The 19,902-nt window shown below is 61.6% G+C and carries 17 protein-coding genes; 4 read left to right on the forward strand and 13 right to left on the reverse strand.

The genetic code is table 11. The annotated features are described in order from the left end of the window. The first annotated feature begins 83 nt into the window (after nt 1–83). The 4 genes from xdhA to guaD are packed head-to-tail and all read left to right on the forward strand — an operon-like array spanning nt 84 to nt 6,098. Nucleotides 84–1,538 (forward strand): xanthine dehydrogenase small subunit, encoded by a 1,455-nt coding sequence (gene xdhA, locus AO065_RS21150; protein ID WP_004886094.1) that lies wholly within the window; start codon nt 84–86, stop codon nt 1,536–1,538. Then, a complete protein-coding gene (gene xdhB / locus AO065_RS21155; protein WP_004886095.1) occupies nt 1,531–3,900 on the forward strand; it encodes a xanthine dehydrogenase molybdopterin binding subunit in 2,370 nt (789 codons plus the stop codon). The genes xdhA and xdhB overlap by 8 nt, the downstream gene beginning before the upstream one ends. 37 nt (nt 3,901–3,937) lie before the next feature. Further along, nucleotides 3,938–4,777 carry a xanthine dehydrogenase accessory protein XdhC gene (gene xdhC / locus AO065_RS21160; protein ID WP_004886097.1) on the forward strand — a complete coding sequence of 280 codons (840 nt, stop codon included), beginning with the start codon at nt 3,938–3,940 and terminating at the stop codon, nt 4,775–4,777. A gap of 7 nt (nt 4,778–4,784) precedes the next feature. Next, nucleotides 4,785–6,098 (forward strand): guanine deaminase, encoded by a 1,314-nt coding sequence (gene guaD, locus AO065_RS21165; RefSeq protein WP_004886098.1) that lies wholly within the window; start codon nt 4,785–4,787, stop codon nt 6,096–6,098. 234 nt (nt 6,099–6,332) lie between these two features. On the opposite strand, the gene astE is transcribed toward guaD, so the two are convergent. The 13 genes from astE to AO065_RS21230 all read right to left on the reverse strand — a co-directional run bounded on the left by astE (nt 6,333) and on the right by AO065_RS21230 (nt 19,636). Continuing rightward, nucleotides 6,333–7,346 (reverse strand): succinylglutamate desuccinylase, encoded by a 1,014-nt coding sequence (astE, locus tag AO065_RS21170; protein WP_004886108.1) that lies wholly within the window; start codon nt 7,344–7,346, stop codon nt 6,333–6,335. Nucleotides 7,347–7,367: 21 nt separating this feature from the next. Then, nucleotides 7,368–7,655: a hypothetical protein gene (locus AO065_RS21175; protein ID WP_004886111.1), complete on the reverse strand. Its 288-nt coding sequence runs from the start codon at nt 7,653–7,655 to the stop codon at nt 7,368–7,370. Nucleotides 7,656–7,714: 59 nt separating this feature from the next. Then, the gene (gene astB / locus AO065_RS21180) at nt 7,715–9,061 is read right to left on the reverse strand and encodes an N-succinylarginine dihydrolase (RefSeq protein WP_004886113.1); all 1,347 of its coding nucleotides are present in this window, start codon (nt 9,059–9,061) and stop codon (nt 7,715–7,717) included. 48 nt (nt 9,062–9,109) lie between these two features. Next, nucleotides 9,110–10,579 carry a succinylglutamate-semialdehyde dehydrogenase gene (astD, locus tag AO065_RS21185; RefSeq protein WP_162234363.1) on the reverse strand — a complete coding sequence of 490 codons (1,470 nt, stop codon included), beginning with the start codon at nt 10,577–10,579 and terminating at the stop codon, nt 9,110–9,112. After that, the gene (gene astA, locus AO065_RS21190) at nt 10,576–11,601 is read right to left on the reverse strand and encodes an arginine N-succinyltransferase (RefSeq protein WP_004886119.1); all 1,026 of its coding nucleotides are present in this window, start codon (nt 11,599–11,601) and stop codon (nt 10,576–10,578) included. Before astA ends, astD begins: the two co-directional genes overlap by 4 nt. Nucleotides 11,602–11,663: 62 nt before the next feature. Beyond that, entirely contained in the window at nt 11,664–12,707 is a 1,044-nt protein-coding gene (gene aruF / locus AO065_RS21195; protein WP_004886120.1) for an arginine/ornithine succinyltransferase subunit alpha, read from the reverse strand. Between the two features lie 133 nt (nt 12,708–12,840). Further along, a complete protein-coding gene (locus AO065_RS21200) occupies nt 12,841–14,058 on the reverse strand; it encodes an aspartate aminotransferase family protein (protein WP_004886123.1) in 1,218 nt (405 codons plus the stop codon). Between the two features lie 303 nt (nt 14,059–14,361). Then, the gene (gene argR / locus AO065_RS21205) at nt 14,362–15,351 is read right to left on the reverse strand and encodes a transcriptional regulator ArgR (RefSeq protein WP_054540869.1); all 990 of its coding nucleotides are present in this window, start codon (nt 15,349–15,351) and stop codon (nt 14,362–14,364) included. Between the two features lie 135 nt (nt 15,352–15,486). Then, nucleotides 15,487–16,251 carry an ABC transporter ATP-binding protein gene (locus tag AO065_RS21210; protein WP_004886140.1) on the reverse strand — a complete coding sequence of 255 codons (765 nt, stop codon included), beginning with the start codon at nt 16,249–16,251 and terminating at the stop codon, nt 15,487–15,489. Nucleotides 16,252–16,273: 22 nt separating this feature from the next. Then, nucleotides 16,274–17,386, reverse strand: coding sequence for a M14 family metallopeptidase (locus AO065_RS21215; protein WP_004886144.1), 1,113 nt, complete (start codon nt 17,384–17,386; stop codon nt 16,274–16,276). A 1-nt stretch (nt 17,387) separates the two neighbouring features. After that, nucleotides 17,388–18,086, reverse strand: coding sequence for an ABC transporter permease (locus AO065_RS21220; protein ID WP_004886146.1), 699 nt, complete (start codon nt 18,084–18,086; stop codon nt 17,388–17,390). Next, the gene (locus AO065_RS21225) at nt 18,083–18,772 is read right to left on the reverse strand and encodes an ABC transporter permease (protein ID WP_004886147.1); all 690 of its coding nucleotides are present in this window, start codon (nt 18,770–18,772) and stop codon (nt 18,083–18,085) included. The genes AO065_RS21220 and AO065_RS21225 overlap by 4 nt, the downstream gene beginning before the upstream one ends. Before the next feature lie 87 nt (nt 18,773–18,859). After that, nucleotides 18,860–19,636 carry an ABC transporter substrate-binding protein gene (locus tag AO065_RS21230; RefSeq protein ID WP_004886149.1) on the reverse strand — a complete coding sequence of 259 codons (777 nt, stop codon included), beginning with the start codon at nt 19,634–19,636 and terminating at the stop codon, nt 18,860–18,862. Nucleotides 19,637–19,902 lie beyond the last annotated feature (266 nt).

Below are 19,902 nucleotides of genomic sequence, written 5' to 3' on the forward strand. Positions count from 1 at the left end.
AAGTCAGAAACAAATTGACCCAATAAACAAAGCTGATAGATTCATCGACATGTCCGATGGAAGCCAATTGAGGGCATTACGCCGTGATTCAGTTCCTTTTGAACCAAGAGCTAAAGACCGAGCGAACCCTCGATCCGAACATGACCGTGCTGACCTACCTGCGCGAGCAGGCACACAAGCCCGGCACCAAGGAAGGGTGCGCCAGCGGTGACTGCGGCGCCTGCACCGTTGTGGTGGGCGAGCTGCAAACCGACGCAACGGGCGAGCAACAGCTGCGCTATCGCAGCCTGAATTCATGCCTGACGTTCGTGGCTTCGCTGCACGGCAAGCAGTTGATCAGCGTCGAGGACCTCAAACACCAGGGCCGCCTGCACAGCGTGCAGCAGGCCATGGTCGAGTGCCACGGTTCGCAATGCGGCTTCTGCACACCGGGTTTCGTGATGTCGCTGTTTGCGCTGCAGAAGAACAGCGAACAGGCCGATGCGCATCAGGCCCACGAAGCACTGGCTGGCAACCTGTGTCGTTGCACGGGTTATCGCCCGATTCTGGCCGCTGCCGAACAGGCGTGCGGGCAGCGTGAGCCCGATCAGTTCGACCAGCGTCAGGCGCAGACCAACGAGCGCCTGCGCGCCATCACCCCGCAGCAGACCGGCGAGCTGAACGACGGTGAAAAACGCTGCCTGATCCCGCTGACCGTGGCCGACCTCGCCGACCTGTACGATGCCCACCCTCAGGCTCGCCTGTTGGCAGGCGGCACCGACCTGGCACTGGAAGTTACCCAGTTTCACAAGCCACTGCCGGTAATGATCTACGTGGGACACATCGAGGCGATGAAGCGCGTCGAGCGTTTCGAAGATCGCCTGGAGATCGGAGCCGCCACGCCGCTGACCGATTGTTATGCCGCACTGGAAGCCGAATACCCCGACTTCGGCGAACTGCTGCAGCGCTTCGCGTCGTTGCAGATTCGCAATCAGGGCACGCTGGGGGGCAATATCGGCAACGCCTCTCCCATCGGCGACGCCCCGCCACTGCTGATCGCCCTCGGTGCGCAGATCGTGCTGCGCAAAGGCGACACCCAGCGCACGCTGGCGCTGGAAGATTACTTCATCGATTACAAGGTCACGGCGCGTCAGGAAAGCGAGTTCATCGAAAAAATCATCGTGCCCACTGCCAATGCCCGTCAGGTGTTCAAGGCCTATAAGGTCTCCAAACGACTGGACGACGATATCTCCGCCGTCTGCGCCGCGTTCCGTCTGCAGATCAGTGACGGTGTCATCGAACAAGCGCGTGTTGCATTCGGCGGCATGGCCGCGATTCCAAAACGTGCATCAGCCTGCGAGCAGGCATTGATGGGTCAGCGCTGGAACAGCGAGACCGTCGAGCACGCCTGCGCGGCGCTGGGTGACGACTTCACGCCGCTGTCGGACTTTCGCGCCAGCAAGGAATACCGTCTGCTGAGCGCCCGCAACCTGCTGCGCAAATGCTTCATCGAGCTGCAGACGCCCCATCTACCCACGCGGGTGACTCACTATGTCTGATCACGCCCCGCAAAAGACCCAGGCCGAAATGGCCGATCTCTTTCAACAGGGAATCACCACCGGCGCAGGGCGCAGCGTCAAACACGACAGCGCCGACAAACATGTGTCCGGCGAGGCCGTTTACATCGACGACCGGCTGGAGTTCCCCAATCAGTTGCACGTGTATGCGCGGCTTTCGGATCGTGCGCATGCACGCATCATCAGCATCGACACCGCGTCATGTCATGCCATTGAAGGCGTGCGGATCGTCATCACTCATGAGGACATCCCCGGCCTGAAAGACATCGGTCCGCTGTTGCCTGGCGATCCGCTGCTGGCCATCGACAAGGTCGAGTTCGTCGGTCAGCCGGTGCTGGCCGTGGCTGCACGTGATCTGGACACCGCCCGCAAGGCCGCAATGGCCGCCGTGATCGAATACGAAGACCTGGAACCGGTACTGGACGTGGTGCAGGCCCTGCGTCAGAAGCATTTTGTGCTCGACAGCCACACCCACAAGCGTGGCGATTCGGCGACCGCGCTGCAAGGCGCGACCCACCGCCTGCAAGGCAGCCTGCACATCGGTGGGCAGGAGCATTTCTATCTGGAGACACAGATCGCCTCGGTGATGCCCACCGAAGATGGCGGCATGATCGTCTACAGCTCGACCCAGAACCCTACCGAAATCCAGAAACTGGTCGCCGAAGTGCTGGACGTTCCGATGAACCGGATCGTGGTCGACATGCGGCGTATGGGCGGCGGCTTTGGTGGCAAGGAAACCCAGGCGGCCAGCCCTGCGTGCCTGTGCGCCGTGGTGGCGCGCCTGACGGGCCAGCCGACCAAGATGCGCCTGCAACGTGTCGAAGACATGATCATGACCGGCAAGCGCCACCCGTTCTACATCGAGTACGACGTGGGTTTCGACGACAACGGCCGTTTGCAGGGCATCGAGCTGGATCTGGCCGGCAACTGCGGTTATTCGCCTGACTTGTCGGCCTCCATCGTCGACCGCGCCATGTTTCACGCCGACAACGCCTATTACTTGGGCGAAGCGACGATCAACGGCCATCGCTGCAAGACCCACACGGCGTCCAACACCGCCTATCGTGGCTTTGGCGGCCCACAAGGCATGGTCGCCATTGAGGAGGTCATGGATTGCATCGCCCGCTACCTGGGCAAGGACCCGCTGGCGGTGCGCAAGGCCAACTATTACGGCAAGACCGAGCGCAACGTCACCCACTATTACCAGACGGTCGAGCACAACCTGCTGGAAGAAATGACTGCCGATCTTGAGCAGAGCTGCGAGTACGCGGAGCGCCGTGAAGCGATTCGCGCGTTCAACGCCAGCAGCCCGATTCTGAAGAAAGGCCTGGCGCTGACCCCGGTCAAATTCGGCATTTCGTTTACCGCCAGCTTTCTCAATCAGGCGGGTGCGTTGATCCACATCTACACCGACGGCAGCATTCACCTGAACCACGGCGGGACCGAGATGGGCCAAGGGCTCAACGTCAAGGTGGCGCAGGTGGTGGCCGAGGTGTTTCAGGTGGATATCGAGCGCATCCAGATTACTGCCACCAATACCGACAAGGTGCCCAATACCTCGCCCACTGCTGCGTCCAGCGGCACCGACCTCAACGGCAAGGCCGCGCAGAACGCGGCTGAAATCCTCAAGCAGCGACTGGTCGAGTTTGCCGCGAAACATTTCAAGATCGAGGAAAGCCAGGTCGAGTTTCGCAATGGCCATGTGCGGGCTGGCGAGACGCTGCTGTCGTTCGCGGAGCTGGCTCAATTGGCGTGGATGGGTCAGGTTTCGCTGTCCAGCACCGGCTATTACAAGACACCGAAGATTTTCTATGACCGCAGCCAGGCGCGGGGGCGGCCGTTCTACTACTTCGCCTTTGGCGCGGCTTGCGCGGAAGTGATCGTCGACACGCTGACGGGCGAATACAAGATGCTGCGCACCGACATCCTGCATGACGTCGGCGCCTCGCTGAACCCGGCCATCGACATCGGTCAGGTCGAAGGCGGCTACATTCAGGGCGCGGGCTGGCTGACCACCGAAGAGCTGGTGTGGAACGCCACGGGCAAACTGCTGACCACAGGACCCGCCTCGTACAAGATCCCCGCCGTGGCCGACATGCCACTGGACCTGCGGGTCAAGCTGGTGGAAAACCGCAAGAACCCTGAAGACACGGTATTCCACTCCAAGGCCGTGGGCGAACCGCCGTTCATGCTGGGCATTGCCGCGTGGTGCGCGATCAAGGACGCTGTGGCCAGCCTGGGCGACTACCGCCACCAACCCCGCATCGATGCGCCTGCGACGCCTGAGAAAGTGTTGTGGGGCTGCGAGCAGATGCGCGAACTGGGGAAAACCGCATGCCTGTGATCCCTACTGATCGTTCCTCACGCTCCGTGGTGCAGCCATGAATAACTGGATAAGCGCCCTCGCCGAACTGCAGGCCCGTGGCGAGCCTGGGATTCTGGTGACAATCATCGAGGAGTTGGGTTCGACGCCGCGCAATGCCGGTTCGAAGATGGTGGTCAGTGCCGAGCGGATTCACGACACCATCGGTGGCGGGCATCTGGAATACAAGGCCATGGAGATCGCCCGCGAAATGCTCGCCAGCGGCACACGGCAGACCCGGCTGGAGCGCTTCAACCTGGGCGCGAGCCTGGGCCAATGCTGCGGCGGCGTGAACGTGCTGCTGTTCGAGCCCATGGGCGAGCCGGTCGCGCAGATTGCCGTATTCGGCGCCGGGCATGTGGGCCGCGCACTGGTGCCGCTGCTGGCCAGCCTGCCCTGCCGCGTACGCTGGATCGATTCTCGCGAGAACGAATTCCCGGAATCGATGCCTGATGGCGTCGTAAAGATCATCAACGACGAACCGGTCGATGAAGTCGCGAATCTGCCTGCAGGCAGTTACTGCATCGTCATGACCCACAACCATCAGCTCGACCTTGAATTGACCGCCGCCATCCTCAAGCGTGGCGATTTCGGCTACTTCGGCCTGATCGGTTCGCGCACCAAGCGGGTCAAGTTCGAACACCGGCTGCGTGAACGCGGTTTCGAACCCGGCCTGCTGCAACGCATGCGCTGCCCGATGGGGCTCGCTGAAGTGAAAGGCAAGCTGCCCATTGAAATCGCCGTGTCCATCGCCGCCGAGGTCATCGCCACCTACAACGCAGACTTCGGCCAGCAAAGCGCCAACACCCAACCTATCGCCAAACTGCTGCCCGCCTCGCGTCGCAGCAGGTCGTCATGAGATGCCCATGAGTTCAGTTACGTCCCGTAAAGCCTATCGCGCCGCCATCATCCACAGTATTGCCGACCCTGCCGAGGTCGGGCCGGAAGCGTCGTTCGAATACTTCGCGGATGGCCTGATGGTCGTCGAAAACGGCTACATCACTTCGCTCGGCCACGCGGAAGACCTGCTGGCGAACCTGGATGACGATGTCGAGCTGATCGAATACACAGACGCCCTCATCACCCCCGGCTTCATCGACACCCACATCCACCTGCCGCAGACCGGCATGATCGGTGCGTATGGCGAGCAACTGCTGGACTGGCTCAACACTTACACCTTCCCCTGCGAGCGCCAGTTCGCCGACCCTGAGCATTCGGCGCAGGTCGCGGATATCTTCATCAAGGAACTGCTGCGCAACGGCACCACGACGGCGCTGGTGTTCGGCAGCGTGCACAAGGAGTCGGTCGAGGCGTTCTTCAGCGCCGCGCAACAGCTCAACCTGCGCATGATTGCCGGCAAGGTGATGATGGACCGCAACGCGCCGGACTATCTGGTGGACACCCCCGAATCAGGCTACGCAGACAGCAAGGCGCTGATCGAGCGCTGGCATGGGCAAGGTCGTTTGAGCTACGCCGTTACCCCGCGCTTCGCCCCGACCAGCAGCCCCGAGCAACTGGCGCTGGCGGGCAAACTGCTGCAGGAATACCCCGGCCTGTACATGCAGACCCACATCAGTGAAAACCTGCAGGAAGTCGAATGGGTCAAGGCGCTGTTCCCGGAGCGCAAGCACTACCTGGACGTCTACGACCACTTCAACCTGCTGAGCGAACGCTCGGTGTTTGCCCACGGCGTGCACCTGTGCGACGCGCAGTGCGCGCGACTGGCAGAAACCGGCTCGGCCATCGCCTTCTGCCCTACCTCGAACCTGTTTCTGGGCAGCGGCCTGTTCAACCTGCCGATGACCGAGAAGCACAAGGTCAACGTGGGTCTGGGCACCGATGTCGGGGGCGGCACCAGCTTTTCGATCCTGCAGACGCTGAACGAGGCGTACAAGGTCATGCAGATGCAAGGCGCACGGTTGAGTCCGCTCAAGTCGCTGTACCTGGCAACACTCGGTGGCGCACGGGCACTGCGTCTGGAGGACAGGGTCGGCAGCTTCAAGGTCGGCAACGAAGCGGATTTCGTGGTGCTGGACTACAACGCCACGCCGCTGCTGTCCTACCGCTTGAAGCAGGCGAAGGACATTGAAGAGATTCTGTTCGTGCTGATGACCCTCGGCGATGACAGGACCGTCAAGGAAACCTGGTCGGCAGGTGAACGGGTGCATGTGCGGGGGTGAATGCGACGCGAGCATTATTTGAAGCCGGTATCCAACCTGTGGGAGGCGGCTTGCCGGCGAAGCGTTTTTTCAGGCCACGCGGCTGTGACTGGCCTGACGCCATCGCCGGCAAGCCGCCTCCCACAGTCCCGTGTTTGCTGCGCTATAGCGCCAGGTTGAATACTTGATCGCGCCTCCCACACGATAGGGTTCATTCAGCGAGGCAGGCTTTATCCACTGAAGCTTGAACGCCTGTCAGGCCAGCCCCAAACCTTCCGCTGCCACCGGCACCACCAGAATCCCCGCCCGCAAGCCGTTCTTCACCTTCGGGTTCGGGAAGATGATCCGCGCGCCCTCTTCCTGCACCACCCAGCGTGAATCACTCACGTCTTCAGCAAGCACGAAGCCTTTTTTCAACGGCGAGAAGTTCTCCACGTCATCGGCCAGATGAAACTTGAAAGCGTCGCTGCGCTTGATCACTTCCCGCGCCACGCTGAACAGTTGCAGGCCGTCGAGCGATTCATCCGGCTCCGGTTCGGTGCCTTCGATCAGTTGCTCCAGGCTTTCGCGCAAGGGATCAAGGTTGACCTGCTGGTTCTGACCGAACGGCCGGGCCTTGCCCAGTTCAAGGGTGAAGGCTTCGACCCCCAGCTGATCGTAGGTGTAAGCGCTGAACACGATCGACGGCTTGTTCTGCAACAGCACCGCGCTCATGCCTGCGGCGCGCAATCGGGCCAGTTCGCGGCGTGAATGCTTGCGGCCTTCTTTCCAGGGATACAGCGCAAACTGCTCGATCTTCGAGCCTCGGATCGCGGTGTGCAGGTCGTAATGCAGGCGGTAGCGGTCCGGCAGCTTGAAGAAGCTGGCCGCCAGCCGCTCGAGCTCACAGGCCCGCAAGGCCTCGGAACCGCCGCTTTGTTCGTGACGGCCGTTGAACAGCCGGTTGACGTCCTGCTCGACGAAGCGTGTACCGCGGCGCATGGCCTCGGGGTTGCCGAACAGGAACAGAATACGTGCGCGTGGTTTCAGGTCGCCACGCGCAATGCTGCGGATCAGTTGATCCAGCAGCTCGATGGGGGCTGTCTCGTTGCCGTGGATACCGGCTGACAGCAGCAGGTCAGTGCCGTTGTCACGAGCCTCGGGCGGGCGAACTTCCAGCGACCCCTCGCCCAGCCAGCGCATGCGCACGCCTTCGACGGTCAGTTGAGTCTTTTCCGCCGGCTCACGTCCGGCCAGGGTCAAATCAAGCAGTTTGCCGAGAGCGAGCATGGCGCTTCCTTACGGGTTGTTTCAGTGGTTGCAGTCAGGACCGTGCACATGGCCGTCTTCTTCGGCGCCCATGTCGGCCGGTTCCATTTCCAGCTGCAGGCTGACCAGATTGGTGGCCAGTGGGCGCAGCAGCAGGTTGGCGTATTCGGCGTCGTCTTCTTCGACGTCAACACCGATCAGCAGCTGGCCACGGCCGTCCTGCTGAATCCACAATTCCTTGCCCTGCCAGATGACGGCAACGCGGGTGCAGGAGGTTTCCAGCTGGGTGCCATCGGTGTCTTCGAGGATTAACTGCAGGGCGTCGCTCATGTTCGGAATGCTCTTGAAAGGGAAAATCATGCGCCGGGCAGTGGCTCGGCGCGCAGGTATCAAACGAGTTGAAAAGGATAAACGGCGCCCAGTTTAAGGATTTGCGTCAATTCATCCAATGCCGTTCGGCATTCGCTCAGCAATCGGGGATCGGCCAGGTCGTTTTCGCTCATGCGGTCACGGTAGTGCCGGTCGACCCATTGCGTCAGGGTTTCGTACAGCGGCGCGGTCATGATCACGCCGGGATTGACGGCCGCCAGCTCGGTTTCATTGAGCGCCACCCGCAAGCGCAGGCAGGCCGGACCACCGCCGTTCTGCATGCTCTGCTTGAGGTCGAACACCTTCACTTCGGCCACCGGACTGTCATCCGTGATCAGGCGTTGCAGGTAGTTCCAGACGCTGCTGTTGGCCTGGCATTCCTGCGGGACGATCAGCAGCATCGAGCCGTCGGGGCGCGACAGCAACTGACTGTTGAACAGGTAAGAGCGCACCGCATCGGACACCGAGACCTCGGCACGTGGCACGCAGATCGCCCTTAACTGGCCTCCGACACGGGCGAGCTTGTCACGGAGTTCATTCAACATCGATTCGGTGTGGAGGAATGCGTCCTCGTGGTAGAACAGCACCTCGCCGTTGCCGACCGCGATCACATCGTTGTGGAACACGCCCTGATCGATCACCGACGGATTCTGCTGGCCGTAGACCACGCCTTCGTCGCTCAGTCCATGCAGACGGGCAACGGCCTTCGAGGCCTCCAGCGTCTGCCGGGCCGGGTATTTCTGTGGCGCGGGATAGCGGGTGTCAAAGGCGCTGCGCCCGAACACGAAAAACTCCACACCCGCCTCGCCATAGTCCCGGCAAAACCGCGTGTGGTTCGCCGCGCCCTCGTCACCGAACTGGGCGACGGCAGGCAAGGCAGCGTGATGGGCGAAGTGCCGAGAATCGGCGAACATCGCGCCCAGTACGCGGCTGGTGGTCGGATGCTCGATGCTGCGGTGGTACTTGCAATTGAGGTTAGCGGCCGTGAAGTGCACGCGGCGGTCGGCCGTGTCGGCACTAGGGCTCACAGTCGCAGCATTGGCAACCCACATGCTCGACGCCGAGCAACTGGCGACCAGCAACGGCATGTCCTGCCGTGCGGCCTTCTCGATCACCTGTTCGTCGGAGCCAGTGAAACCCAGTTGACGCAGGCCCGCCACGTCAGGCCGTTCCTGGGGTGCGAGCACACCCTGGGTGAACCCCAAATCCATGAGCGCCTTCATCTTGGCCAGCCCCTGCAAGGCTGCTTCACGTGGGTTCGAGCATTGCTGGCTGTTGCTCTGGGACGCGACGTTACCGTAGGACAACCCGCCGTAGTTGTGGGTAGGCCCGACCAGACCGTCAAAATTCACTTCACAGGATTTCATCGGCAAGGCTCCGTGGATCTGTTTTTATAAGCAATCGTTCGCGCACTGTCAGCTCAGCCTGATGCCCGGAGTCAGCGTGGCCGGCAGCGTCAGGCTACCGGTTTCAAGGGATGCCACAGGGTACGCGCAGTAATCGGCGGAGTAATAGGCGCTGGCGCGATGATTGCCCGACGCACCCACACCACCAAATGGCGCACTGCTGGCTGCACCGGTCAACTGCTTGTTCCAGTTGACGATACCGGCGCGGCTTTCCAGCCAGAACTGCTGATAGCGCGCTTCGGAGTCCGACAGCAGACCGGCTGCAAGGCCGTAGTGCGTGTCGTTGGCTTCGGCAATGGCCGCATCGAAATCGGCGTAGCGAATCACCTGCAGCAGCGGGCCGAACAACTCTTCGTCGGAGCGCTCGCTGACTGCCGTCACATCGATGATGCCAGGGGTCAGCAAGGCAGACTGGGCCAGCGGCTGACGCATTTCAAGCAGCGACACCGCGCCCTTGGCCAGCAGAATGCGCTGGGCGTCCAACAGGCCGAGCGCGGCGTCCAGCGAAATCACCGAGCCCATGAACGGCGCAGGCTGCTGATCGAACGAGCCGACTTCGATGGTTTCGCTGACAGCCACCAGACGGGCCAGAAAGGCGTCGCCCCACTCGCCCTGCGGCACTAGCAGCCTGCGTGCACAGGTGCAACGCTGACCGGCGGAAATGAAAGCCGACTGGATCACGGTGTACACCGCAGCGTCCACGTCCTGGACCTCATCGACGACCAACGGATTGTTGCCGCCCATCTCCAGAGCGAGGATCTTGTCCGGTCGGCCTGCAAACTGCTGATGCAACGCATTGCCAGTGCGACTGGAACCGGTGAAGAACAGCCCGTCGATACCCGGATTGGCGGCCAGCGCGATGCCGGTTTCACGATCACCCTGCAGCAGGTTGAGCACACCGGCTGGCAGCCCGGCTTCGATCCAGCATTTGACGGTCAGCTCGGCGACTTTCGGGGTCAGTTCACTGGGTTTGAACAGCACGGTATTACCGGCCAGCAGCGCAGGCACGATGTGACCGTTGGGCAAGTGGCCGGGGAAATTGTAAGGACCGAATACGGCAACCACACCGTGCGGCTTGTGGCGCAGCACCGCAGTGGCGTCGCCCAGCGGGCCGCTTTTTTCGCCGGTCCGCTCGCGATAGCTCTGCACCGAGATGGCGACCTTGTTGACCATGGTGGTTACTTCGGTAGCCGACTCCCACAGCGGCTTGCCGGTTTCTTCACCGATACAGCGCGCCAGATCGTCAGCGTGATGTTTCAGGCGAGCAGCGAAGGCTTCGAGCACGTCGATACGCTCCTGCAGCGAACGCCGCGCCCAGCCCGCAAAGGCCTGTCGCGCAGCCTGCATCGCCAGATCGACCTGCCCGGCCGTCGCGCCCTGACCGGACCACAGCACCTGCTGGGTCACCGGATTCAGCGACGTGATGGTCTCACCCTGCCCGGCCTGCCAGGCACCTGCGATATACAGCGTACTCATCAGACTCCCTCCCGCGCCGCCGACAGCGGCACTGCCCGCACGTTGTCGCCAGCACTCATGCGCAGGCGTTTGGCGGTCATCGGATCGACCACCAGGGTGCCTGCGGCAAAGCGCGCCGGTCCGACCGTGATGCGGCAGTCCTCGCGCTTGCGGTTGTAGATCAGAAATTGTGGCGCATCGTCGCCCGGCGTGCCTATGGCCAGCACCAGCGCCTGACTGTCGTGCACCGCACGGATCTTGCCGGTTTCGCATTCGATGGCCGGCCCGGCGTCGAAGATGTCGACGTAGCCCTGATAACTGAAGCCTTCGGCCTTGAGCATGGTCAACGCGGGCTCGGTGTCAGCGTGTACACGGCCGATCACGCTGCGGGCATCTTCGGACAGGAAGCAGGTGTACAGCGGAAACTTGGGCATCAGTTCGGCGATGAACGCCTTGTTGCCGACACCTGTCAGGTAATCGGCCTGGCTGAATTCCATCTTGAAGAAGTGTCGGCCCAGGCTTTCCCAGAAGGGAGAACGTCCGTTCTCGTCGGACATGCCACGCATTTCGGCGATGATCTTGTTGCCGAACAACTTCGGAAACTCGGCAATGAACAGCATGCGCGCCTTGGACAGCAGGCGGCCGTTGAGGCCATTGCGGGCGTCGCTGCGCAGGAAAAGGGAACACAGTTCCGAGTTGCCGGTCAGGTCGTTGGCCAGAAACAGCGTCGGAATCTCGCGATAGATGTTCAGTTCCTGCGACGCGCTGACAGTCAGGCCGACCCGGTAGTTGTACCAGGGCTCACGCAGGCCGACGGCACCGGCAATAGCCGATATACCCACCACGCGTCCTTCATCGTCTTCGAGCACGAACAGGTAGTCCGCGTCGCCCCGCTCGGCTTCGCCGCGAAAGGTCTTTTCAGCCCAGCCAACGCGATGCGCCAGGCGCTGTTCGTTGGCTGGCAGGGTCGTCAGACCGGCACCGGTGCTGCGCGCCAATTCGATCAGCGCGGGCAGATCACTGCTGCGTACGGGACGAACGATCATGTTATCTCCTCAGCGGCTCTCAAGAGCCTCGAAACTCGCTTAACAGCTTTCGCATGTCTGACTCAGACCGCCACGATCCGCACACTGGCACCTTCGCCGACACCCAGCGCTTCGGCGGCCTGCAGGCTCAGCACCACCGGACGACCAGGCGCCCAGTCCAGCTCCAGCAGCACGGCGCGGTAATCCTGCAGCAGACCATTGGCGACCAGATACGGACGTCCGCCCCGGCCGACATCGCTGGCATTGCCGCTGTTGGCGCCCGCCTCGATCTTCACCGGCACCAGACGGCTCTGGGCAATCGAACGAATGCCGGAGACCCGTGCGTGCAGGGTCGGACCGCCGTCGAAAATGTCGATGTAATGATCGGTTTCGAAGCCTTCGCGCATCAGGATGTCGAAAGTGATCTGCGCACGCGGGTGCACCTGTCCCATGGCTTCCTGCGCTTCATCGGGCAGCAGCGGCACGTAGATCGGGTAATGCGGCATCAGCTCGGCGAGAAAGGTGCGGCTTTTCAGCCCGCACAGACGCTCGGCGGCGGCATAGTTGAGGTCGAAGAAGTTACGACCGATGGCGTCCCAGAACGGCGAGTCGCCATTCTCGTCGCTGTAGCCGACGATCTCTGTCACCACCGAATCGGCAAAGCGCTCGGGATGACTGGCGACGAACAGCAGGCGGCCTCGGGAGTTGAGCTCAGACCACGGCGTGCCAACCAGTTCAGGCACGACGTAGAAGCTGGTCAGCAGGCTGTTACCGGTCAGGTCGTGACACTGCGACAGCACGTGAATCTTGTTGTGGATTTTCAACTCGCGAGACGCGTGTACAAAGGTCTCGTTGCGAAAGCTGTAGAACGGCTCCGAATAACCCGCCGAGGCGACGATGCCCGAACAGCCCACCAGTTGTCCGCTCTCGCTGTCTTCCAGCACGAAGAAGTAGGTCTCTTCGCCGTTGAAGCTGACTTCTGCAGCGAACGAGGCCTCCGAGGAGCCGATCTTGTCGCTCAGGCGGCCAGCATCGTCGGGCAAGGACGTGACACCAATCGGGCTGTCGGCGGCGAGGCGTTGAACCTCGGCCAGATCAGCCATTTGCGCGGGGCGCATCACCAGCATGGTGCCACTCCTTGTAGATCCACAGGCCGGAACGACCGACGCTAAAAAAAGCACCACGCGGCGTCTTGCCCGCAGGGTGCCAGATAAGAGGCCGGTGCCCGCCCTGGCGGGCACCGGCAGGTAACGCGTTGACTCAGGACGTCAGTTTGGCGACGGCGCGCTCGAAGCGGTTCAGGCCTTCGTCGATGTCGGCGTCTTCGATCACCAGACTTGGCGCGAAACGAATCACGTCAGGGCCGGCCTGCAGAATCATCAGGTCCTGGGCTTCGGCCGCATTGAAGAAGTCCTTGGCCTTGCCTTTCCAGGCATCGGCCAGCACGCAGCCGATCAACAGACCGAGGCCGCGCACTTCGGTGAACACGCCGTATTGCTGACCGATCTTTTCCAGACGGGTCTTGAAGCGCTCATGCTTGGCCTTGACGCCCGCCAGCACTTCTGGGGTGTTGACGACGTCGATCACCGCCTCGCCCACTGCGCAGGCCAGCGGGTTGCCGCCATACGTGGTGCCGTGCACGCCGACGGCCAGGTGTTTGGCCAGTTTGTCGGTGGTCAGCATGGCCGCCAGCGGGAAGCCGCCGCCAATGCTCTTGGCGCTGGAAAGAATGTCCGGGGTCACGCCGTAATGCATGTAGGCGAACAGATGGCCGCTACGGCCCATGCCGCTCTGCACTTCATCGAACACCAGCAGGGCCTTGTGCTCGTCACACAGTTTGCGCGCGCCTTGCAGGTATTCGAGCTCGCCGGGCAGCACACCGCCCTCGCCCTGAATCGGCTCCAGCACCACCGCGCAGGTCTTGTCGGAGACCGCCGCTTTCAGCGCCTCAAGATCGTTGTAGGGCACGTGGGTGATGCCGGTGATCTTCGGGCCGAAACCGTCGGAGTATTTCGGCTGACCGCCGACGCTCACGGTGAACAGCGTGCGACCATGAAAGCTGTTCACGGCGGCGATGATTTCGTACTTCTCAGGGCCGTACAGGTCATGTGCCACACGACGGGCCAGCTTGAAGGCCGCTTCGTTGGCTTCGGCGCCGGAGTTACAGAAGAACACGCGATCGGCGAAGGTCGCGTCCACCAGCTTTTTGGCCAGACGCAGGGTCGGCTCGTTGGTGAAGACGTTGGACACATGCCACAGATTATTGGCCTGCTCGGTCAAGGCACCGACCAGCGCCGGGTGGCAGTGGCCCAGAACGTTGACGGCGATCCCGCCCGAAAAATCCACCAGCTCACGGCCCGCCTGGTCCCAGACTCGGGAGCCCGCGCCACGTACGGGAATGAACCCGGCCGGCGCGTAGTTGGGGACCATTACCTGGTCGAAATCGGCGCGTTGCACCGCAGCATGCTCAACGGACATCGGAGTCTCCTGATGAGGAACGCCTGCCTGAAACTGGCGAGCGATAGAAAGATTGTAAGGACAGATTCGGCTTCGACCTTGCCGCCAGGCGACAACTTGTTACAGCGCAAAACCGTGTTTTTTCAAGGTTTTCGGCAATGCGACATATTGCGTCACAAAGGCGCAGTTTAAACCGATTGAGAGCGGGTGTCTGGCCCGGCGCTGTTTCGACGTGGACACAATTCACAGTCCGGTGTTGGGTGCGCTACGGCGCTCCGCCCACAGAAAATAGTGCGTCCTCAACACGCCATGCTTAGTGAACGTTCAGCCGCGCTCTGCCGGCACCGGTGAAAGCTCGAACGGGCTGCTGCTGCGTCGCTGGTTGCGGTCTTCACGGGGTGTGGCGCCGAAGAAGTTGCGGTAAGCGCTTGAGAAGTGCGGCCCGGAGGAGAAACCACAGGACAGGCCGATCTGGATGATCGATTTGCTGGTCTGCATCAGCATCTGGCGCGCCTTGTTCAGGCGCAGTTCCAGGTAGTACTGGCTGGGGACGCGATTGAGGTACTGCTTGAAGATGCGCTCCAGCTGACGACGCGACACGCAGACATGCTGGGCAATCTCATCGGTGGTCAGGGGCTCTTCGATGTTGGCTTCCATCAGCAGCACCGCCTGGGTGAGCTTCGGATGACTGGAACCCAGCCGGTTCTGCAACGGGATGCGCTGACGCTCACCGCCCTCGCGAATGCGCTCCACCACCAGCTCTTCGGAAACCGCACCCGCCAGTTCAGCGCCATGATCACGGGACAGCACTGCCAGCAAGAGATCGAGCACCGACATGCCGCCGCAGGCCGTCAGGCGGTCGCGGTCCCAGTCGAACAAGTGGCTGGTGGCGATGACTTTCGGGAAGCGCTCGCTGAAATCGTCCTGCCAGCGCCAGTGCACAGCGGCGCGATAGCCGTCGAGCAACCCGAGTTGCGCCAACGGGTAAACGCCCGCCGACAGACCGCCAATCGAACAGCCGGCACGCACCAATTGCTTGAGGGCACTGCCGAGCACCGATGCCACAGGAGCAGGTGGCTCGTCCGCCAGCAGAAACAGCTTGTCCAGCCCGTCCAGACGCCCGGCCCAAGGCTCGCCCGGCAATTGCCAGCCGCCGGTAGCGGCGGGATCGGCAGGTTCGGCCTGCAGAAACGACAGGTCGTAGACCACTTCAGGGTGCACGCGCTGGGCCATGCGCAAGGCTTCCTCGGCAAGCGCCAGGGTCAGGGCTTTGGTGCCAGGCCAGACAAGGAAACCTATTCGATGGGCAGTCATTGGGACATCCGATACGTATCGCCGCAAAAGCCAAGCCCATGAACAGGCTCGATCTGGAATCTCCAGGTCATGTCGCGTGTCGCGCAGCATGCCCTGTTCTGTTGCAAAAAGGCACCGCCGAAGCGGTGCCACTCATCACTTCAAGCTGCCGGACAGAAACTGCTGCAGGCGCTCGGTCTGCGGATTGGCCAGCACTTCACGCGGGTCGCCACGTTCCAGCACCACGCCCTGATGCAGAAAGACCAACTGGTTGGAGACTTCACGGGCAAAGCCCATTTCGTGGGTCACCACCACCATGGTCCGGCCTTCCTGCGCCAGACCCTGCATGACCTTGAGCACATCGCCGACCAGCTCAGGATCGAGTGCCGACGTCGGCTCATCGAACAGCATCACCTCAGGCTCCATCGCCAGCGCGCGGGCAATCGCCACGCGCTGCTGCTCGCCACCGGACATGTGCCCCGGATAGGCATCCTTGCGGTGCCCGACGCCAACCTTGGCCAGGTAATACTCGGCCTTTTCCAGCGCTTCCTTCTTCGGAACGCCCAGCACATGCACCGGTGCCTCAATGATGTTCTGCAGCGCAGTCATGTGCGACCACAGATTGAAATGCTGGAACACCATGGACAGGCGCGAGCGCATGCGCTGCAACTGCTTGCCGTCCGCCGCCTTCAGTCCGCCGTCCTTGTTCGGGACCAGCTTCAGCTCTTCACCGTTAAGCAGAATCTTGCCCGCATGAGGCTGCTCAAGCAGGTTGATGCAACGCAAAAACGTGCTTTTGCCCGAGCCGCTGGAGCCGATGATGCTGATCACATCGCCAGCGCTGGCCGTCAGGGACACGCCCTTGATCACTTCATGGCTGCCATACCGCTTGTGCAGGTTCTGGACTTCCAGTTTGTTCATGCTTTGGTTTCTCTCGGAACGATCAATCACTGAGCAGGCGTCCCTGGCGCAGCGCCGTGCGCCCCGCCACTTTGGCCAGCCAGAAACCGGGTTGAGCGTAGCGAAGCCGCTCGATGGCAAACAGCACACCGGCAGTATTCGCGCAAAGGGTGCTGACCTGATCGGACAGCGGATCGATGACTTCGAACAGCGGCTCGCCGGGCTCGACCCACTCACCGGGGGCGCGCAGGAACGTCACCACGCCGGGGTGCGGCGCGTAGAGCAATTCAGTGCCTTCAAACGGCATGCCTTCGCAGGCGTCGTGTGCGGGCTGAGGCCAGTCGCCACTGATAAAACCCTGCTCGGCCAGAAACGCCAGAATGCCTTCGGCATGGGCTTCGGCTTCGGGCCTGCCGGTGTCGGCCTGACCGCCCAACTCGATGGTGGTCGCCAGACAGGCCAGCGGGATCTGCGCCTGCGGGAAGATTCGCGACAGTCGCAGCCATGGCAGCGAGCAGGCCTCATCGAACGAGCTGCCGCCCGAGTCTTCGGCCAGCAACCCGACCTTGACGTTCAGGTGCGCCGACAACGAACGCCACTGCGGCCAATGCTGGGGCAGCGCGTACATGTGCAGCGCGGCATCTGCGTCGCAGTGCAGATCGAGCACCACGTCGGCGACGCAGGCGTGCTTGAGCAGAATCCGCTGCATGCCCTGCAGCTCGCATTGCGGCGCAGGCAGACGCTCGAGCACGGTGCTCATGGCCTGACGAATCAACTGAGTATTGGCGCGCGGATCGTCGCCCAATTGCCCTTCCAGCAACTCGGCAACCGGTTCGCTCAATTCAGTGAAGTCGCGGTTGAAATTCTTGCCGCTGCCGAATTCGAACCGCCCTTGATGCGCGCCTTGCAGCAGTTGGCCGAGGCCCAGCGGGTTGGCGACCGGCACCAGTTCGATGATGCCTTTCAACGCGCCCTGTTGCTCAAGCTCGGCGAGGCGTTTCTTCAACTCCCACGCAGTGCGCATGCCCGGCAGTTCATCGGCGTGCAGGCTGGCCTGAATGTAGGCCTTGCGCTCGCCGGAACCGAAACTGAATACGCTCAACTGGCGCTGGGTGCCGAGGGTGCTCCACGGCAATACATGATCGACTCTTTGCATTTCAGACCTTCCGTGGGGCCATGTAGCCCAGCCAGCGACGTTCGGCCATCTTGAACAGTCGCACCAGAATGAATGTCAGGCACAGATAGAAAACGCCTGCGGTGATGTACGCCTCGAAAGGCAGGTAGAACTGGGCGTTGACCGTACGGGCCGCGCCGGTGATATCGATGAGGGTCACGATGGACGCCAGACTGGTGGTCTGCAGCATCATGATCACTTCGTTGCTGTACTGCGGCAGCGCCCGGCGCAGGGCCGAAGGCAGCAGGATGCGACGGTACATTTTCGAGCGCGACATACCCATCGCCCGCGCCGCTTCGATTTCCCCGGCAGGCGTTGCCTTGAGGCTGCCTGCGATGATTTCCGCGGTGTAGGCGCTGGTGTTCACGGCGAAGGCCAGACAGGCGCAAAACGTTGCGCTGGACAGCCATGGCCACAGCACGCTTTCACGCACGGCTTCAAACTGGGCCAGTCCGTAATAGATCAGGAAGAGTTGCACCAGCATCGGCGTGCCGCGAATCACGTAGGTGTACAACCAGGCCGGCATGTTCACCCATGGGTTTTTCGAGACCCGCATCAGCCCCAGAGGCAGCGCTGCGAGCAGACCGAAACCCAGGGAAATCGCCAGCAGCTTGAGGGTCACCAACAGGCCGCCGAAGTACAGCGGCAGGCTTTCCCAGATGACGTTGTAGTCGAAAATCATAGGTCAGCCGCCCTGACGCCCACGGAGTAGCGTTTTTCCAGATAACGCAGGGCCAGCAGCGAAACACTGGTAATCACCAGATACATCGCCGCGACCGCGAGAAAGAAAGTGAAGGGTTCGCGGGTGGCATCCGCCGCCTGCTTGGCCTTGAACATCATGTCCTGCAGACCGACCACGGAAATCAGCGCGGTGGCCTTGGTCAGGACCAGCCAGTTGTTGGTGAAACCGGGGATCGCCAGACGGATCATCTGCGGCACCAGGATGCGGAAAAACACTTTACCGCTGCTCATGCCATACGCCATGCCCGCCTCGGCCTGGCCCTTGGGGATGGCCATGAACGCACCGCGGAAGGTCTCGGACAGGTAGGCGCCAAAGATGAAGCCCAGCGTGCAGATGCCGGCCGCGAACGGGTCGAGATCGATGTAATCCTCAAAACCCAGCATCGGTGCGACACGATTGAGCAGGTCCTGACCGCCATAAAAGATCAGCAGGATCAGAACCAGATCGGGGATACCGCGAATCACGGTGCTGTACAGATCGCCCAGCCAGGCCAGCCAGCGCACCGGCGACAGACGAAGCGCCACGCCGATCAGACCGAGAACGATCGCCAGAGCCATCGATGACAGCGCCAACTGCAACGTCAGCCAGGCACCTTCGAGGATCACAGCCCCGTAGCCTTTCAACATCATGTGCGGTCCTCAAGCGTGGAATAAAAAATGGCGCAAGCCAGCGAGTCTGTTTGCGCCATTTCGGTCAGTACCTTGCGGCGGTTTTTATTTGCCGTAGATGTCGAAATCGAAGTACTTGTCCTGGATTGCCTTGTACTTGCCATTGGCACGGATTGCAGCGATGGCGGCGTTGAGACGGTCAAGGTTGGCCTTGTCGCCCTTGCGCACCGCGATGCCGATGCCGTCACCGAAGTATTTCGGGTCGGTGAACGACGGGCCGACGAATGCGTAACCCTTGCCAGCGTCGGTCTTCAGGAAACCGTCCTGCAGCAGGGTGGCATCAGCCACGGTACCGTCCAGGCGACCGGCGCCGATGTCCAGGTAGATTTCGTTCTGCGAACCGTATGGCGTTACTTCGACACCCAGAGGCGCCAGCGTTTCACGGGCGAAACGCTCGTGGATCGAACCACGCTGCACGCCGATCTTCTTGCCCTTGAGCTCAGCCAGGTTGTCGCTGACCGTAGTGCCTTCCTTCATGACCAGACGGGCCGGGGAATTGTAGTACTTGCCGGTGAAGTCCACGGACTTCTTGCGGTCTTCGGTGATGGACATCGAAGACAGGATCGCGTCGATCTTGCGTACTTTCAGCGCAGGGATCAGGCCGTCGAATTCCTGTTCGACCCACGTGCACTTGGCTTTCATTTCTTCACACAGCGCATTGCCGATGTCGTAGTCGAAACCGACGATGCTGCCGTCCGGAGCCTTGGAGGCGAACGGAGGGTACGCGGCTTCAATACCGATTTTCAGCGGCTTTTCGTCAGCGAATGTCGGCTGGGCAAGCACGGACAACGCCAGCGCGCCAATAAGCATGAGCTTTTTCATTTACAGAACTCCATCGGTAAAGCACGACAAGTGGCAGAGTGGGCAGCGCCCATTATGCGAAAGGACCATCCAGAGAGAGCGACATCAGGCATCCGATACCGTGTTTCGGTTCACCGGCCTCTGACGAGTGAGGGGCATTTTAACGACAGGCTCGAAGTCGATATTTCTTCAATGCGACAACAAGTTACAGAAGCGCCTGAAAAGCACCTTGACCCTGTTGACGAAGCTGAAATCACGTGATCCAGCGGATCATATCCAACCGATCA

Origin of the sequence: Pseudomonas viridiflava (genome assembly GCF_001642795.1) — a bacterium.
GTDB classification, from domain to species: Bacteria; Pseudomonadota; Gammaproteobacteria; order Pseudomonadales; family Pseudomonadaceae; genus Aquipseudomonas; species Aquipseudomonas viridiflava.

Excerpts from the sequence above, each read along its gene's own strand:
- xdhB (WP_004886095.1), top strand. The coding sequence starts at position 1,531 with ATGTCTGATCACGCCCCGCAAAAGACCCAGGCCGAAATGGCCGATCTC.
- xdhC (WP_004886097.1), top strand. The coding sequence starts at position 3,938 with ATGAATAACTGGATAAGCGCCCTCGCCGAACTGCAGGCCCGTGGCGAG.
- guaD (WP_004886098.1), top strand. The coding sequence starts at position 4,785 with ATGAGTTCAGTTACGTCCCGTAAAGCCTATCGCGCCGCCATCATCCAC.
- astE (WP_004886108.1), bottom strand. The coding sequence starts at position 7,346 with ATGCTCGCTCTCGGCAAACTGCTTGATTTGACCCTGGCCGGACGTGAG.
- AO065_RS21175 (WP_004886111.1), bottom strand. The coding sequence starts at position 7,655 with ATGAGCGACGCCCTGCAGTTAATCCTCGAAGACACCGATGGCACCCAG.
- astB (WP_004886113.1), bottom strand. The coding sequence starts at position 9,061 with ATGAAATCCTGTGAAGTGAATTTTGACGGTCTGGTCGGGCCTACCCAC.
- astA (WP_004886119.1), bottom strand. The coding sequence starts at position 11,601 with ATGATCGTTCGTCCCGTACGCAGCAGTGATCTGCCCGCGCTGATCGAA.
- aruF (WP_004886120.1), bottom strand. The coding sequence starts at position 12,707 with ATGCTGGTGATGCGCCCCGCGCAAATGGCTGATCTGGCCGAGGTTCAA.
- AO065_RS21200 (WP_004886123.1), bottom strand. The coding sequence starts at position 14,058 with ATGTCCGTTGAGCATGCTGCGGTGCAACGCGCCGATTTCGACCAGGTA.
- argR (WP_054540869.1), bottom strand. The coding sequence starts at position 15,351 with ATGACTGCCCATCGAATAGGTTTCCTTGTCTGGCCTGGCACCAAAGCC.
- AO065_RS21210 (WP_004886140.1), bottom strand. The coding sequence starts at position 16,251 with ATGAACAAACTGGAAGTCCAGAACCTGCACAAGCGGTATGGCAGCCAT.
- AO065_RS21215 (WP_004886144.1), bottom strand. The coding sequence starts at position 17,386 with ATGCAAAGAGTCGATCATGTATTGCCGTGGAGCACCCTCGGCACCCAG.
- AO065_RS21220 (WP_004886146.1), bottom strand. The coding sequence starts at position 18,086 with ATGATTTTCGACTACAACGTCATCTGGGAAAGCCTGCCGCTGTACTTC.
- AO065_RS21225 (WP_004886147.1), bottom strand. The coding sequence starts at position 18,772 with ATGTTGAAAGGCTACGGGGCTGTGATCCTCGAAGGTGCCTGGCTGACG.
- AO065_RS21230 (WP_004886149.1), bottom strand. The coding sequence starts at position 19,636 with ATGAAAAAGCTCATGCTTATTGGCGCGCTGGCGTTGTCCGTGCTTGCC.